This is a genomic window from Streptomyces sp. A 4/2 (assembly GCF_940670765.1).
In the GTDB taxonomy this organism is placed as follows: Bacteria; Actinomycetota; Actinomycetes; order Streptomycetales; family Streptomycetaceae; genus Streptomyces.
Genome location: NZ_CALNVW010000002.1, coordinates 38,935 through 53,140 on the forward strand (window position 1 = coordinate 38,935; position 14,206 = coordinate 53,140).

Consider the following 14,206-nt stretch of genomic DNA (forward strand, 5'->3'; position numbering starts at 1 on the left):
TTGCGGGGATTTTCGCGGTGTTCGGGTGGTGCTGGTGCAACAAAAAACCCCCCGTGCCGTGAGGCAAGCGAGGGGAGCGCGTCGGTGCGTTGTGCGGAGCTGGTGAGGAGCTCTGCTTCAGCCGACGCGCTTTCCAAGTACGAGAATTCGGGTGGTCATGGCCTTGACCCTCCTCCTGGCGCCCGGTGACTGTCAAGTGGGTGGGACGGGCGTCTCATTATTTGAGCTGGCGAACGAGGGGGTGCCGAGCAGGACGGGCCGGGCCGCGCCGCCGGGCAGGGGGAAGCGCGCGCGGGCCAGGGAGCGGCGCAGGCGGTACTCGTCCAGTGGTCCGGAGAAGGCCATACCCTGCCCGTGCGTACACCCCATCGAGCGAAGAGCGATCACCTGTTCGGGTAGGTCCACGCCGTCGGCGACGGACTGCATGCCGAGGTCGCAGGCGATCCGCAGCAGTCCGCTGGTGATTTTGTGCAGCCGCGCGGATTCCACCACTCCCTCGACGAGACCGCGGTCCAGTTTGAGTACGTCGACGGGCAGTCGGCGCAGGGCGTTTATCGCGGCGTATCCGCGCCCGAAGCCGTCCAGCGCGATCCGTACGCCGAGCCTGCGCAGCACCATCAGACGGCGCTCCAGCTCCTCGAAGGCGATGCGCGGGTCGCTGTCGGTGATCTCGATGACCAGGGCGCCCGAGGGCAGCGCGTGCCGGCTGAGGAGTGCCTCGATGGACGCGAGCGGCATGGACCTGTCGAGCAGCCTGCGGGCCGAGAGCCGCACGGCGACCGGCACCTGGTGCCCGGCGCCTCCCCGGTCGGCTGCCTGCTCGACGGCTTCTTCGAGCAGCCAGCGGCCCAGCTCGCCGGTGCGTGCCCCCTCTTCCAGGTCGCCCGCCCCCTGGACCTGGAGGAACTCGGCCGGGGTGAAGAGGATCCCCTGGGTGGAACGCCAGCGCGCCTGGGCGGCGACCGCGGCGATCCGGCCGGTGGTGAGATTCACCACGGGCTGGTGCAGCAGGGCGAATTCACCGTCGTGGAGCGCGGTGCGCAGCCGGGTGGACAGCTCGGACCGGCGGACGACTTCGGCCTGCATCTGCGGGGCGTACAGCTCGACGCGGTTCTTACCGCCCGCCTTCGCCCGGTACATGGCGAGATCGGCGTTGCGCATCAGGTCGGTCGGGGTGACACCGGATTCGGCGAAGGCCACGCCGATGGAGGCCGCGACCCGCACTTCGCTGCCGTCGATCCGGTACGGCTGGGAGAGCCGCAGGCGCAGCCGGTCGGCGATCTCATGGACCTGGCACTCCCGGGCGGGCTGGTCCTGGCTGCCGTTGCCGACGATGAGCGCGGCGAACTCGTCGCCGCCGAGACGGGCCGCCGTGTCCGCCGACCTGACCGACTCCTGGAGGCGGCGGGCCGCCTGGACGAGCAGTTCGTCGCCCGCCTGGTGGCCGATGGTGTCGTTCACCGCCTTGAAGCCGTCGAGGTCGATGAAGAGCACCGCCGTGCCGTGGTCGGTCGCCCTGCGCCCGCCGAGCGCCTCGCGGACCCGGTCCGTGAACAGGGCCCGGTTGGGCAGGTCGGTGAGCGGGTCGTGCTCGGCGTTGTGCTGCAACTGGGCCTGGAGGCGGACCCGTTCGGTCACGTCCCGGCTGTTGAAGATCAGCCCGCCCTGGTGCCGGTTGACGGTGGACTCCACATTGAGCCAGTCCCCGGTCCCTGATCTGAAGCGGCACTCGATACGGGTGGTGGGCTCGGAGGCGGGCGAGGCGGCCAGAAAGCGGCGCACCTCGTGGACCACGCGCCCCAGGTCGTCGGCGTGAATGAGCGAGGCGAGCTCGGAGCCGATGAGTTCCTCGGCGTCCCGGCCGTAGACACCCGAGGCTGCCGGGCTGACGTAGCGGAGTATGCCGGTCGGCGCGGCGATCATGATGACATCGCTCGACCCCTGCACGAGGGACCGGAAGTGGTTCTCCTTCTGGGCCAGTTCATGGGTGAGTGCGATGTTGTCGACGAGCATGATGCCCTGTCGGACCACCAGCGCGAGGACGACCGTGCAGCCGGTGAAGACGACCACCCGGTCCACCCGGTGGCCGTCGATCACGTTGTTGAGGATGCCGAGCGTGCAGACGGCTGCGGCCAGGTACGGGGTGAGTGCGGCCAGCGAACCGGCGATGGGACGGCTGGGGTGCCGGATTCCGCGCGGTTCGGGCACCGGGTCGGTGCCGGTGAACCCGCTCGCCCCCAGCCGGGCACCCCAGGGCGCGTACGCCAGGAGCAGCGAGCCTGCGAACCATCCGGCGTCCAGCAACTGCCCCGAGCGGTAGCTCGCCCGCAACAGCGGCGAGGTGAACAGGGCATCGGACAGCACGGTCAGCGCCAGCCCGGCAATGGCGGTGTTGATCGCCGAACGGTTGGCGTTCGACCTGCGGAAGTGCAGGACCAGCACCATGGACACCAGAACGATGTCGAGGAGCGGATAGGCGAGGGAGAGCGCGGCGTGCGCCACGCTCTCCCGGCCGCCTTCCAGGCGTGCGGCGTGCGCGAGTGCGAGGCTCCAGGAGAGCGTCAGCAGCGAACCGCCGATGAGCCAGGCGTCCAGCGCCAGACAGACCCAGCCCGCCCGGGTGACCGGCCGCTTCGCGAGGACCAGCAGTCCGACGATGGCGGGTGGCGCGAAGCAGAGGAAGAAGAGGTCGGCGAGCGAGGGGGTGGGAACCGGAGTCCGCAGGATGACCTCGTACCACCCCCAGACAGCGTTTCCGCAGGCCGCCATGGCGGAGGAGAGTGAGAACAGCAGCCAGGCGGGACGGAACCGGCTTTCCCGGGTGCGTGAATAGAAGAAACAGGAGACCGCGGCGAGCGCCGCCGCGAAGCTGAGGCCGAAGTCACCCATGACGAGCGCCAGTTCATCCGATCCCCAGTCGAACGCCGAGCCGATCGCATAGCCTCCGCACACCACCGCGAGAAGGAGCTGGGAGAGCAGACCCGCGGGGCCGCCGGAGACCGGCTGCCGGGCGAGGAGCGCCCCCGACGTGCTCACCGGTCCTTCCCGGATGTCGCCGTCCGCCGCATCGCCGAGCGAGGGTCCGAGCCGCGCGCCCTCGTCCGTCGGGGACGTCGTCGGTGGATCCGCCGCGTCGGTTGGTCAGTCCACTGGCCGTGCATCGTCCGTCGCCCCCTCAAGATCTGTGCGCTCGCCCGCACCGCGTCCCTGCGCGGCCCCCATCCGGACGATACACCAGTACCGTCACTCAGGGACATAGCTTCTCTACTCTCCGTGACGAGCAAAGGAGTTATGGGCACCCGGCACATCCGAACATCCACAGAACGGTCTTATTCGGTCGTCAGCACCACATTGTCCAGCTGCTCCCCGGCGACGAACCGGGTGAGCTGGGAAGCCAGCAGCCGCTTGGCGCGGGGCATGAACGCCGAGGTGGGACCGCCTGCATGGGGGCTGATGAGGCAACCAGGGGCATGCCACAGCGGATGCCCGGCGGGCAGCGGCTCGGGGTCGGTGACGTCGAGCGCCGCATGCAGTCGCCCCGACTCCAGCTCGGCAAGGAGTGCCTTGGTGTCGACGACGCCCCCGCGCGCGACGTTCACCAGCAGCGCACCGTCCTTCATTGCCGCCAGGAAGTCCGCGTCCACCATGCCCCTGGTGTCCTCCGTGAGAGGAGTGGAGAGGACGACGACGTCCGCGTCCGGCAGCAGCCCGGACAGATCGGTGAACGCGTGCACTTGACCGCGCTCCGTGGTGCGCGAGGAGCGCGCGACGCGCGCCACCCGCGCACACTCGAAGGGGACGAGCCGGTCCTCGATGGCCGCGCCGATCGACCCGTAACCCACGATCAGTACGGACTTGTCCGCCAGCGCGGGGCGGAACCCCGAGCGCCACTCCTCCTGTTGCTGTCCGCGCACGAAGTCGGGGATACCGCGCAGGGACGCGAGTATCAGCGCGAGGGCGAGCTCGGCGGTCGACGCCTCGTGCACACCGCGGGCGTTGCAGAGGCGCACCCCCGGGTGCAGGCCGCCGATTCCCGGGCGAACGTGATCGACTCCGGCGGACAGGGTCTGCAGGACCCGCAGGGACCTCATCGCGGCGAGCGGGCGGACGGCGACCTCCATGCCCAGCATGTAGGGGACGACGTAGTACGCGCAGTCCGCGGGGTCCGCCGGGTACTCGGGCCCGCCGTTCCAGTAGAGGTAGCGCGGGCCGTCGGGGAGCCCGTCGATCTCGTCGGCCGGGATGGGGAGCCACACATCAGCAGTCATGGTCAGGAGGTTAGTTTGGGGGACGCGAAGAGGGAGGATGCGGCCAGGTGGAGCGCAGGACAATCGGGGCGGCAGCGCTCGAAGTGGGCGCGATCGGGCTCGGCTGCATGCCGATGAGCTGGGCGTACACCGGCTCGCAGCAGCGCGGGGACCGGTCTCTGCGTGCCGTGCATGCCGCGCTCGACGCCGGCTCGTCCCTGCTCGACACGGCCGACATGTACGGGCCGTTCACCAATGAGCTGTTGCTGGGTCGGGTACTGAAGGAGCGCAGGACCGATGTCTTCGTCTCGACCAAGTGCGGGTTGCTGGCGGGCGAGCAGCACATCGTGGCCAACGGCCGTCCCGGCTACATACGCAGGGCGTGCGACGCCTCGCTGCGGCGGCTGCAGACCGATGTGATCGACCTGTACCAGCTCCACCGGCCCGATCCCGAGGTCCCGGTGGAGGAGACGTGGGGCGCCATGGCCGGGCTGGTGGCCGCGGGGAAGGTGCGGGCCCTGGGGTTCTGCGCGATAGGGGCGCGAGCCTCCCGGCGTTCCGGTGCGCGGCTGTACGACACGACGGTCAGCCAGCTGGAGCGGGTGCAGCAGGTGTTTCCGGTGAGCGCGGTGCAGGCCGAACTGTCCGTGTGGTCACCGGAGGCGCTGGACAGGCTGCTGCCGTGGTGCGAGGCGCGGGGAATCGGTTTTCTGGCCGCGATGCCGCTGGGGAACGGTTTCCTCACGGGGACGCTCACGCCCGGGATGGGTTTCGAGCCGGACGACGTGCGGGCCCGGCATCCGCGGTTCACCGCCGAGATGATGGCGGCGAACCAGCCGGTGGTCGCAGGACTCCGGCGGATCGCCGAGCGGCACGGAGCGACGCCCGCGCAGGTGGCGCTGGCGTGGGTGCTGGAGCAGGGGGCCCATGTGGTGCCGGTGGCGGGGACCAAGCAGGAACGATGGGCGGTGGAGAATGCCCGCGCTGCGGAACTGGTGCCGACGACGGAAGATCTGAGGGAGATCGCGGAGCTGCCGGCCGCGCGGGGTTCCTGGGACTGACCCCGTTGCGGTGGGGTGCGGGTGGTACTGGTGTGCGGCGGTGCAGGTGCGCGGGCCGGGTGCGGAACCTTCGGCAGGGTTGCGGTGTATGAACAGTAGCTGTGCTGTCGTCGAAGGGATCAGAACCGTGCAACGTCCAGCTGTGACAGCCGTGTTGGCGGCATCCGTGCTGCTGTCGCTGGCCGGGTGCTCCGCCGGGGGCGGCGGGGCACTCTCCGCACCGGACCGGAGTCCTGGTTCACACCCCGCCGCCTCCGCCTCGGTCTCCCCGTCGGCCTCTGTACCCCCGGCGAAAGGCTCGGTGAAGGTGGTATCGACCCTCGCCACGGGCCTCCGGTCGCCATGGGGTCTCGCCGTGCTCCCTGAGGGAGATCTGCTGGTTTCCTCACGTGACGAGGCCACGATCACCAGGGTCGACGCGAAGAGCGGCAAGAAGACCCTGGTCGGGAAGGTGGCGGGGGTCGCCCCGGCCGGCGAGGGGGGCCTGCTGGGGATAGCGCTCTCCCCGTCGTACGCCACGGACCATCTGGTCTACGCGTACTTCACCACCGCCTCCGACAACCGCATAGCGCGCATGCTGTACGACGAGAAGCAGCCCCCGGGTGAGCAGCTGGGAGCACCCGACACGGTCTTCAAGGGCATCCCCAAGGGGACCGTCCACAACGGCGGGCGGATCGCCTTCGGCCCGGACAAGATGCTCTACGCGGGCACGGGCGAGACCGGCGACCGCGACCTGGCCCAGGACAAGAAGTCGCTGGGCGGGAAGATCCTTCGGATGACACCCGACGGGCAGCCGGTGCACGGTGATCCCTGGCCCGACTCCGTCGTCTACACCTATGGGCATCGCAATGTGGAGGGGCTGGCCTGGGACAAGGACGACCGTCTGTGGGCCAGCGAATTCGGGGACCACACCTGGGACGAGTTGAATCTGATCCAACCGGGGAAGAACTACGGCTGGCCGGAGGAGGAAGGCAAGGGCGGGAAGCCGGGCTTCGTGAACCCGGTGGAGCAGTGGAAGCCTGCGGTCGCCTCACCGAGCGGCATCGCCTATGCCGAGGGGTCGATATGGATGGCGGCTCTGCGCGGCGAGCGGCTGTGGCGTATCCCGCTGAACGGGGACAGACCTTCAGCGACACCGCAGTCCTTCCTCCAGGGCAAGTACGGACGGCTGCGCACGGTGGTGTCGGCCGGGGGAAACCGGCTGTGGCTCGTCACGAGCAATACGGACTCACGTGGGAAGCCCGGCCCGAGCGACGACCGGATTCTCCAGCTGGAGGTGAGCTAGGACCTCTCGTTTGGATCACCCGGGCTCGCGGGCTGTCCAGTCGATCTTGTGGGTTCAGCTCGGGGCATCCGGTGCGGTGCGTCACGAGGCGCCGTGCGGGCGTCCTGGGCCCCGGCAAGGGCCTGCTGGGCAGCCCCTGGGCGGGGTTACGCTGGGAGCCGGGGCTCACAGTGGGGGTCTGAATGTTCAACATGATCGAGCAGCTGTTCTCGCCCGGACGTAAGCACACCGAGGACGAGAACAAGCGGCTGGAGCTGTCCCGGGTCGATCTCAACGACGGCGACCCAGGGCACGGACCGATAGATCTGGATTCGGGCACGGTGATCATCCGGCGGGAGGAACAGCCTCCAGCTCAGTGACCACTCAACCGCCGGAACCGGGCGCACCAGCAGCGGCACCGCCCACGGCCACGGCGCCCGTGCCGGTCGCCGTGGCGATGGCTGTGGCAGTGTCCGTGCCAAGGTCTGTGAACAGACGCAGCCGGTGGGCCAGTGCCGCTGCCTCGCCGCGGCCCGCGACTCCCAGCTTCGCCAGGATGTTGGAGACGTGCACGCTCGCCGTTTTCGGCGCGATGAACAGGGCTTCGGCGATCTGGCGGTTGGAACGGCCCGCAGCGACCAGGCGCAGTACGTCCTGCTCACGGTTGGTGAGGCCGAAGCCGTCGACAGCTGGGCGCGGGTCCGTCGGTGCCGGGGCCTTCTCGTCCGCGTCCGCGCGGAGAGAGACCCGGGCCCGCTGAGCCAGGAGTTCGATCTCCTCCCCCAGTGGCCGGGCGCCCAACCGGTCGGCCGTGGCATAGCTCCGGCGGAGCAGGGCGGTCGCCAGCTCCCGGTCGGAACCGTGCGCGAGCAGGGCTCCGGCCCACTGGTAGCGGACCTGCGCCAGCTCGTACGGATGCTCCAGCGGCTCCAGGGCAGAGGCTGCCTCGGCCCACTGGTCCGGCCGGTCCCGGCCCTCGGCCCGCGCCAGTTCGGCGGTGACGTGCAGGGCGTAGGCATCCCAGAGAGGTACCGGGGTGGCCAGCCGTTTCGCCGCCGAGCGGATCAGGGCCAGGGCGTCCGGGCGCCCCGGCTCCGCCGTCGGTAGGCCCCGGGTGTTGGCCTCGGCGGTGGCTGCGGCGAGCATCAGCGGCCAGCCGTAGCACTGGGTCCCGGGCGGGAATCCGGCTTCCGTCGCCTCCGCGAGCGCGCCCCGGACCTCGTCGATGTGGCCCTGTGCCGCTGCGATCGCGACGGTGAGCCGGGCCAGCGGTATCGAGTGCTGAGGCATCGGGTCGTGTGTGCCGAAGTGCCCGTTCGCGGACTCCAGATATCCGGCAGGCGTGCCCCGTTCGCCGCGTCGCAGGGCGAGTTCCGCCAATTGGATACAGGCGTTGCCGCGAGGGTTGGCGCTCCGCGCGGCCAGCAGGGTGCGGTGGGCGCAGGCCGATGCCTCGTCCCAACGCCCCAGCGAGAGGAGCGAGTCGGTCATATTGCTGCGGATCCAGGCCTCCTGGTCGTGCAGGCCGTACCTGCCTGCCAGTTCCACCCCGGCCTCGGCCACGGCCACCGCCTTGCCGGAGCAGCCGATGGATTCCAGGTTCGATGTCAGATTGGTGTGGGCGCGGCAGAGTTCGCCTATCAGGCCGAGTTCGGCGGAGCGGTTCACCGCGGCGTACATCGTGGTGAGGCCGGTCTCGATGTCGCCTGAGTCGACCAGCAGACCGCCGAGCGTGAGCCGGGCGTTCAGTTCGATTTCCTCCGCGCCGACGAGCCGGGCGTAGTCCACCGCCCGCTCCGCGGCGGCCAGACTGTCCGGGCCCGGCTCGTGGAGCATGGCCCAGCCTGCGGCGGTGGCGAGCACTTGGGCGTGGACCGCGGACGGGGGCAGTCCGCGCACCAGTTCCTGGGCGGTGGCGATCTCTTCCCAGCCGTTGCCGCGTGCCAGGCCCTGCACCAGCTTCGAGCACTCGGTCCAGAACCAGGCGGCGCGGAGGGGGTCTCCCTGCCCGACCAGCGTGGCAGGGCCGTTCTCGCCGTTCCCGATGAGCGCGGCAGGGCCGTTCTCGCCCTCCCCCATGAGCCGCAGGGCCTTCCTGATGATCTTCAGGGCGCGTTCGCGCTCGCCGCAGAAACGTGCGGCGACCGCCGCCTCGGCGAGCAGGTCGAGATAGCGCAGCGCGGAGGCGCCGGTTCCGTAGCCGTAGGCCGGGTAGGCGTCGGCGGTTTCGATCGGCCGCAGCCCATCTCGTACTTGGGCGGGCGCGCTGTCCCAGAGCCCCATCGCCCGTTCCAGCAGCCGCAGTTGCTCGGCGTAGGCGTGTCGGCGCCGCGCCTCGGCGGAGGCCAGGAGTACGGCGGGCAGGGCCTTCGCCGCGTCGTGGGCGTAGTACCAGTAGCCCGCAAGACGCGTGGTGCGCGCGTCGGCCCGTACGAGCGTGGGGTCGGCCTCCAGTGCCTCGGCGCAGCGGCGGTTGATGCGGGAGCGTTCGCCGGGCAGCAGATCGTCGCTGACGGCCTCGCGCACCAGCGAGTGGCGGAAGCGGTAGCCGTCGCCGTCCGGCACCGCGATCAGGATGTTGGCGCCGACGGCGGCCCGAAGCGCCTCGATCAGGTCGTCCTCGGGCAGCCGGGTCACCGCCGCGAGCAGCGGGTATTCGACGGTCGAGCCACCCTCGGCCACGAAGCGGGCGACCCGCTGGGCCTGCTCGGGCAGTTCCTCCACCCTGACCAGCAGCAGATCGCGCAGCGACTCGCTGATGCCGGAGACCGAGCCGCTGCCGCTGCACACGGCAAGTTCCTCCACGAAGAAGGCGTTGCCGTCGGAGCGCTCGAAGATCTCCTGCGCCAGGGACGGTTCGGGTTCGGCTGCGAGGATGCCGGTCAGCTGACGGACCACTTCGACGCGGGTGAAGCGGGACAGCTCGATCCGCCGGACCGTACGCAACCGGTCCAGCTCCGCCAGCAGCGGTCTCAGGGGGTGGCGGCGGTGGATGTCGTCGGCGCGGTAGGTGGCGACGACAACGATCCTGCCCCTGCTCAGGGTGCGGAAGAGATAGGCGAGCAGATGGCGCGTCGAGGCGTCCGCCCAGTGCAGGTCCTCCAGCACCAGCACGACGGTGCGGTCCGCAGCGATGCGTTCGAGCAGCCGGGCCGTCAGCTCGAAGAGCCGGGCCGTGGCGTCCTCGTGGTGCGTCTGGCCGCTGGTGTCGCCCAATTCGGGCAGCAGCCTGGCCAGTTCGCCCTCCTGGCCCTCGATCGCGTCGTCCATCTCCTGGGGGAGGTGGCGGCGCAGCGCCCGCAGCGCGGTGGAGAAGGGGGCGTACGGCAGGCCGTCGGCGCCGATCTCGACACAGCCGCCGACCGCGACGACGGCCTTCGCGCGGCAGGCGCCGTCCAGGAACTCCTCGACGAGCCGGGTCTTGCCGACCCCGGCCTCGCCGCCGATGAGCAGCGCTTGCGGCTCTCCGCCGGCCGCGTGGGCAAGCGCGCCGTCGAGGGCGGCCAACTCGTCGGCGCGACCCACGAATACGGGGCTGACTGACTTGAATTCCACATCGCCGAGCATCGCACAGCGGCCCGACCGGACGGCCCCCGTTCTCCGGCCGCCGCCCGCCGCGACGACCACGCCCGCCGTGACCGCCATGCCCTCCGTACGACTACGGGCGGGACGACTATGCCCCCCGTCGCGTCGCTCATCAAGCCGCACGGTCATCAGGCTGCTCAAGCCGCACGGTCATCAGGCTGCTGAGGCGAAACGTGACCTCGACGAATCCACCTGCCCTCCCGTGTCCTGGTTCCGGGACCCGCGGGCGGCACGACGCACGGTCCTGCGCGCGGTCCGGCGGGCAGCGCGGGCCTGGTCGGCCAGGCGCTCGGCCTCGGCCTCACGCATGAGGTCGGCGGTGCGGAACTTCTGGAGCTGGTGGTGAAACATGGCGTTCTCCGCCTGTGGCGGAGGCCGGTTCCGGCTTCCTTCGGTGCCTCGATCCTGGTCTGCCAGGGGGGTCCGCCACATCGGGCGAGTGCCGCATCCTCATGGCGGAGGGGCCTTAGGCCGCGTACGTGTGTGCTTACGTACGGCCCAGGCCCCCCGCGGGATGTCTTACGGGTGCTCCTGGCCCTACTGGGTCGGGGTGGACGTCGCCGCAGGAGCGCTGGGCAGCGCGGCGAACAGGTCGAAGTACATTCCGGCGGCGATCACCAGACCGATGACCGCCACGGCAACCGAGCCCCAGGCGACCGCACGCACCCAGACGGCTTGCGTCCGGGCCGGTGTGCTGAACAGCGGGAGGGCCAGCACGACCACTCCGACGATCAGCGCCAGCAGCGCGAAACCGCCGTTGACCAGGGCGGTGGTGTGCCAGGGGGCCGCGTAGACCTCGTGGATCTGCTGCGCCGCCGAGGCGCCCTGCGGAAGGTGGATCTGACCGGTCAGGGTCTTGCGCTCGGAGAGCACCGTGCCCATCCAGCTGCCGGAAAGGGCGACGAAGGCGAGCGCCGCCGCGACGACGGCACCGGCTCCGGCCCCGACCCCGCTCCGCGGAGCGGGGTCGGTGTCCGCATCCGGTTCCCCGTCCTCGGCTTCGCCCTCTCCGGTCCCCTCCTCCTCGGAGGCGGAGTCGTGAGGGGCGGCGTCGTGAGCAGCGGAGTCGCGAGGGGCCGAGTCGTCGGCGTTCTCCGTGACCGCCTCCGCCGTGGCTTCCTCGGCCTCTGCGGCCTGCGCTTCTGCGGCGGCGGAGTCGTCGATCGTGTCGGGCTTGGTGGTGGCGTTCATACGGCGCACGCTAGGTGGCCTTTCTGAGAGCGCCCTTAACGCTTCCTGTGCGCCCGCCACTCGTCCGCGAGGACCGACCACATCTCCATGTCGAGCCGGACGCCCCGGTGCGGATAGCTCTCCCGCCGTACTCCCTCGCGGGTCATGCCCAGGCGCTCGGCGACCTTGACACTGGCGGTGTTCGTGGAGGCAGCCTCCCATTCGATCCGGTGCATTCCGCGCTCCTCCACCGCCCAGTCGATCAGCACCCGCACCGCGCGGGTGACCAGCCCGCGGCCCGTTCCGGCCGGCTCCAGCCAGCAGCCCGCCTCACAGGTGCCCGAGGCGCTGTCGAAGACCCGGAAGAGCACTCCGCCGACGAGGGTGCCGTCCAGCCAGATGCCGTAGAGCACGCCGGTGTCCGCGGCCTGCTTCTCCGCGTACGACTGGAGGAACGCCCGCGCCGACACCAGGTCCGTGGCGGCCTTCGCCAGTCCGACGAACTGGCTGATGAACTCGCGTCCACGGTCGATGTGCGCCAGGTACTCCTCGGCCCGCCAGGGCTCCAGGGGCCGCAGCTCCCCGCCGTCACCGAGCGATATCGCGAACATGCTTCTCCTCCACCAGGGTCTTCTCCGCCGCCATGGTCTCCGGCTCTGCTGTCTCCGGCACGGTCGTGGGCTGCTGGGGAATTTTCGCACGCGTACGGCACCCGGGATTCTCGATGCTGATGCGGGGCAGCCGCCGGTCCAGCCAGCCGGGCAGCCACCAGTTGGCGCCGCCCAGCAGATGCATCAGGGCGGGGACCAGCAGCGTACGGAGCACGAAGGCGTCGAGGGCCACGGCGGCGGCGAGCGCGATGCCGAACATCGCGATGACGCGGTCACCGCTGAGGACGAAGGCCAGGAAGACGGAGATCATGATGACGGCCGCCGAGTTGATCACGCGGCTGGTCTCGGCCAGGCCGACCCGTACGGCCCGCCGGTTGTCGCCGGTCTCCAGCCACTCCTCGTACATGCGGCTCACCAGGAACACCTGGTAGTCCATGGAGAGCCCGAAGAGCACCGAGACCATGATCACGGGCAGGAAGGGTTCGATCGGCCCGGCGCTGCCGAGTCCCAGCAGTTCGCTCCCCCATCCCCACTGGAAGACCGCGACCACGACCCCGAAGGCCGAGGCCACGGCGGCCACATTCATCACGGCGGCCTTCAGCGGAATGCCGACCGAGCGGAAGGCCAGCAGCAGGAGCGCGCAGCCGAGCGCGATCACCACACCGACGAACAGCGGGAGTTTGCCCACGATGACCTGGGCGAAGTCGTCGTAGCTCGCGGTGACACCACCGACGTGGACGGCGAGTGACGTGCTGTCCTCGGCCTTCGGAATCACGTCCGTGCGCAGCCGGTCGACGAGGTCGCTGGTCTTCTGCGACTGCGGGGAGGAGTCCGGGACGACGGTCAGCACGGCCGTGTCACCGCTGCTGTTGTACGTGACCGGGCTGACGGAGGCGACATCCGGGGTCGCGCGCAGTTGGTCGGGCAGTCTGTCGAGAGCGACCCGGTCCCCCGCCCCGTCGAGCTGGGCGACCAGGGTGAGCGGGCCGTTGACGCCGGGCCCGAACCCCTTGGCGAGCAGGTCGTACGCCTGCCGGGTGGTCGATCCCGCCGGGCTGTTGCCCTGGTCGGACGTGCCCAGATGGAGCCCGAACGTCGGCAGCGCCAGGACCAGCATCACGGTGGCGGCGAACGTGCCGAGCAGCTTCGGGTGCCGCTCCACGAAGGCGGACCAGCGGGCGGCGAATCCGGTGGGCAGCTCGGGCTGCGGGCCGCGCTCGGCGAGCCGTCTGCGTTCGCGGCGGCTCAGCGCCCGCATCCCGATGAAGGAGAGCAGCGCGGGCAGCAGGGTCACCGAGGCCGCCACGGTCAGTACGACGGTGAGCGAGGCGGCGATGGCGACACCGTTGAGGAAGCTCAGCCGCAGGATCAGCATGCCGAGCAGGGCGATACAGACCGTCGCACCGGCGAAGACGACCGCACGTCCGGTCGTGGCCACCGACTGCGTCACCGACTCGGCGACCGGCAGACCGCTGCGCAGCCCCTTGCGGTGTCTGGTCACGATGAAGAGCGCGTAGTCGATCCCGACACCGAGGCCGATCAGCATGCCGAGCATCGGCGCGAAGTCGGCAACGGTCATGACATGGCCGAGGAGTTCGATCCCCGCGTACGCCGTACCGACACTGACCAGTGCGGTGGCGATGGGCAGCAGGCTGGCGGCGAAGGCGCCGAAGGCGAGGAAGAGGACGAGCGCGGCGACGGCCACCCCGATGATCTCGCTGGTGTGCGCGCTGGTCGTCTGGGTGAGTCCTATCGCGCTGCCGCCGAGTTCGACCTGGAGCCCGTGGGCCTCCGCCGCCTTCGCGGTGTCGACGACCGTCTGGACCTGTGCCTTGGGGATCTCGTCGGACTGTGCGTCGAAGGTGAACGTGGCGTAGGCGGTGTGCCCGTCCTGGCTGGTCTGCGGTGCGCCGACGGACGCGATGCCGGGAAGGCCGTCGATCCGGTTCAGGGTCTGCGTCATCCGCTGCTCGACGCCCGAGGCCCGGACGCTGCCCTCGTCGGTGTGCCAGACGATGGTGTCGCTGTCGCCGCCCTGGCCGTGGAAGCCCTGGTCGAGCAGGGCGGTGGCCCGGCCCGATTCCGTACCTGGTGCCTCGTAGTCGTTGGAGTACGCGGATCCGGCGACTCCGGCGGCAGCCGCCGTGCCGCCCAGGGCCAGGAGCCAGAGCAGGACGGTGAGGAGGCGGTGCCTGATGCACCATCGCGCGATGGCTGCCAACGGACTGCTCCCTCGGTGATTCGACCCGGGCGATTACAAGGTCTTTA

10 protein-coding genes are annotated in these 14,206 nt (G+C 70.4%); 3 read left to right on the plus strand and 7 right to left on the minus strand.

What is annotated here, in order from left to right; all coding sequences use genetic code 11:
* Positions 1-192: 192 nt before the first annotated feature.
* Positions 193-3,036, minus strand: coding sequence for a bifunctional diguanylate cyclase/phosphodiesterase (locus NBY69_RS00955; RefSeq protein WP_250297646.1), 2,844 nt, complete (start codon positions 3,034-3,036; stop codon positions 193-195).
* A gap of 293 nt (positions 3,037-3,329) precedes the next feature.
* A complete protein-coding gene (locus tag NBY69_RS00960; RefSeq protein ID WP_250297647.1) occupies positions 3,330-4,268 on the minus strand; it encodes a 2-hydroxyacid dehydrogenase in 939 nt (312 codons plus the stop codon).
* A gap of 47 nt (positions 4,269-4,315) precedes the next feature.
* On the opposite strand from NBY69_RS00960, the gene NBY69_RS00965 reads away from it, so the two are divergent.
* The 3 genes from NBY69_RS00965 (at position 4,316) to NBY69_RS00975 (ending at position 6,952) form a co-directional block, all read left to right on the plus strand.
* On the plus strand, positions 4,316-5,308 hold the full coding sequence (locus NBY69_RS00965; protein ID WP_250297648.1) for an aldo/keto reductase: 993 nt from the start codon (positions 4,316-4,318) through the stop codon (positions 5,306-5,308).
* A gap of 88 nt (positions 5,309-5,396) precedes the next feature.
* Complete coding sequence (locus NBY69_RS00970) at positions 5,397-6,593, plus strand: sorbosone dehydrogenase family protein (protein WP_250297649.1); 1,197 nt, start codon at positions 5,397-5,399, stop codon at positions 6,591-6,593.
* Positions 6,594-6,775: 182 nt separating this feature from the next.
* The gene (locus tag NBY69_RS00975; protein WP_250297650.1) at positions 6,776-6,952 is read left to right on the plus strand and encodes a DUF6191 domain-containing protein; all 177 of its coding nucleotides are present in this window, start codon (positions 6,776-6,778) and stop codon (positions 6,950-6,952) included.
* A gap of 4 nt (positions 6,953-6,956) precedes the next feature.
* Here the strand turns inward: NBY69_RS00975 and NBY69_RS00980 are convergent, their stop codons facing one another.
* From NBY69_RS00980 to NBY69_RS01000, 5 genes are all read right to left on the minus strand, one after another.
* On the minus strand, positions 6,957-10,139 hold the full coding sequence (locus tag NBY69_RS00980) for a helix-turn-helix transcriptional regulator (RefSeq protein ID WP_250298002.1): 3,183 nt from the start codon (positions 10,137-10,139) through the stop codon (positions 6,957-6,959).
* 171 nt (positions 10,140-10,310) lie between these two features.
* A complete protein-coding gene (locus tag NBY69_RS00985) occupies positions 10,311-10,508 on the minus strand; it encodes a hypothetical protein (RefSeq protein ID WP_250297651.1) in 198 nt (65 codons plus the stop codon).
* A 186-nt stretch (positions 10,509-10,694) separates the two neighbouring features.
* Complete coding sequence (locus tag NBY69_RS00990) at positions 10,695-11,348, minus strand: hypothetical protein (protein ID WP_250297652.1); 654 nt, start codon at positions 11,346-11,348, stop codon at positions 10,695-10,697.
* 35 nt (positions 11,349-11,383) lie between these two features.
* Positions 11,384-11,938: a GNAT family N-acetyltransferase gene (locus NBY69_RS00995; RefSeq protein ID WP_250297653.1), complete on the minus strand. Its 555-nt coding sequence runs from the start codon at positions 11,936-11,938 to the stop codon at positions 11,384-11,386.
* Positions 11,916-14,159, minus strand: a complete 2,244-nt coding sequence (locus NBY69_RS01000; protein ID WP_250297654.1) for an MMPL family transporter — start codon at positions 14,157-14,159, stop codon at positions 11,916-11,918. Before NBY69_RS01000 ends, NBY69_RS00995 begins: the two co-directional genes overlap by 23 nt.
* Positions 14,160-14,206: the final 47 nt, after the last annotated feature.

Coding starts and splice junctions, on each gene's coding strand:
- NBY69_RS00980 (WP_250298002.1), bottom strand. CDS start 10,139: ATGCTCGGCGATGTGGAATTCAAGTCAGTCAGCCCCGTATTCGTGGGT.
- NBY69_RS00970 (WP_250297649.1), top strand. CDS start 5,397: ATGAACAGTAGCTGTGCTGTCGTCGAAGGGATCAGAACCGTGCAACGT.
- NBY69_RS00975 (WP_250297650.1), top strand. CDS start 6,776: ATGTTCAACATGATCGAGCAGCTGTTCTCGCCCGGACGTAAGCACACC.
- NBY69_RS00990 (WP_250297652.1), bottom strand. CDS start 11,348: ATGAACGCCACCACCAAGCCCGACACGATCGACGACTCCGCCGCCGCA.
- NBY69_RS00985 (WP_250297651.1), bottom strand. CDS start 10,508: ATGTTTCACCACCAGCTCCAGAAGTTCCGCACCGCCGACCTCATGCGT.
- NBY69_RS00960 (WP_250297647.1), bottom strand. CDS start 4,268: ATGACTGCTGATGTGTGGCTCCCCATCCCGGCCGACGAGATCGACGGG.
- NBY69_RS00995 (WP_250297653.1), bottom strand. CDS start 11,938: ATGTTCGCGATATCGCTCGGTGACGGCGGGGAGCTGCGGCCCCTGGAG.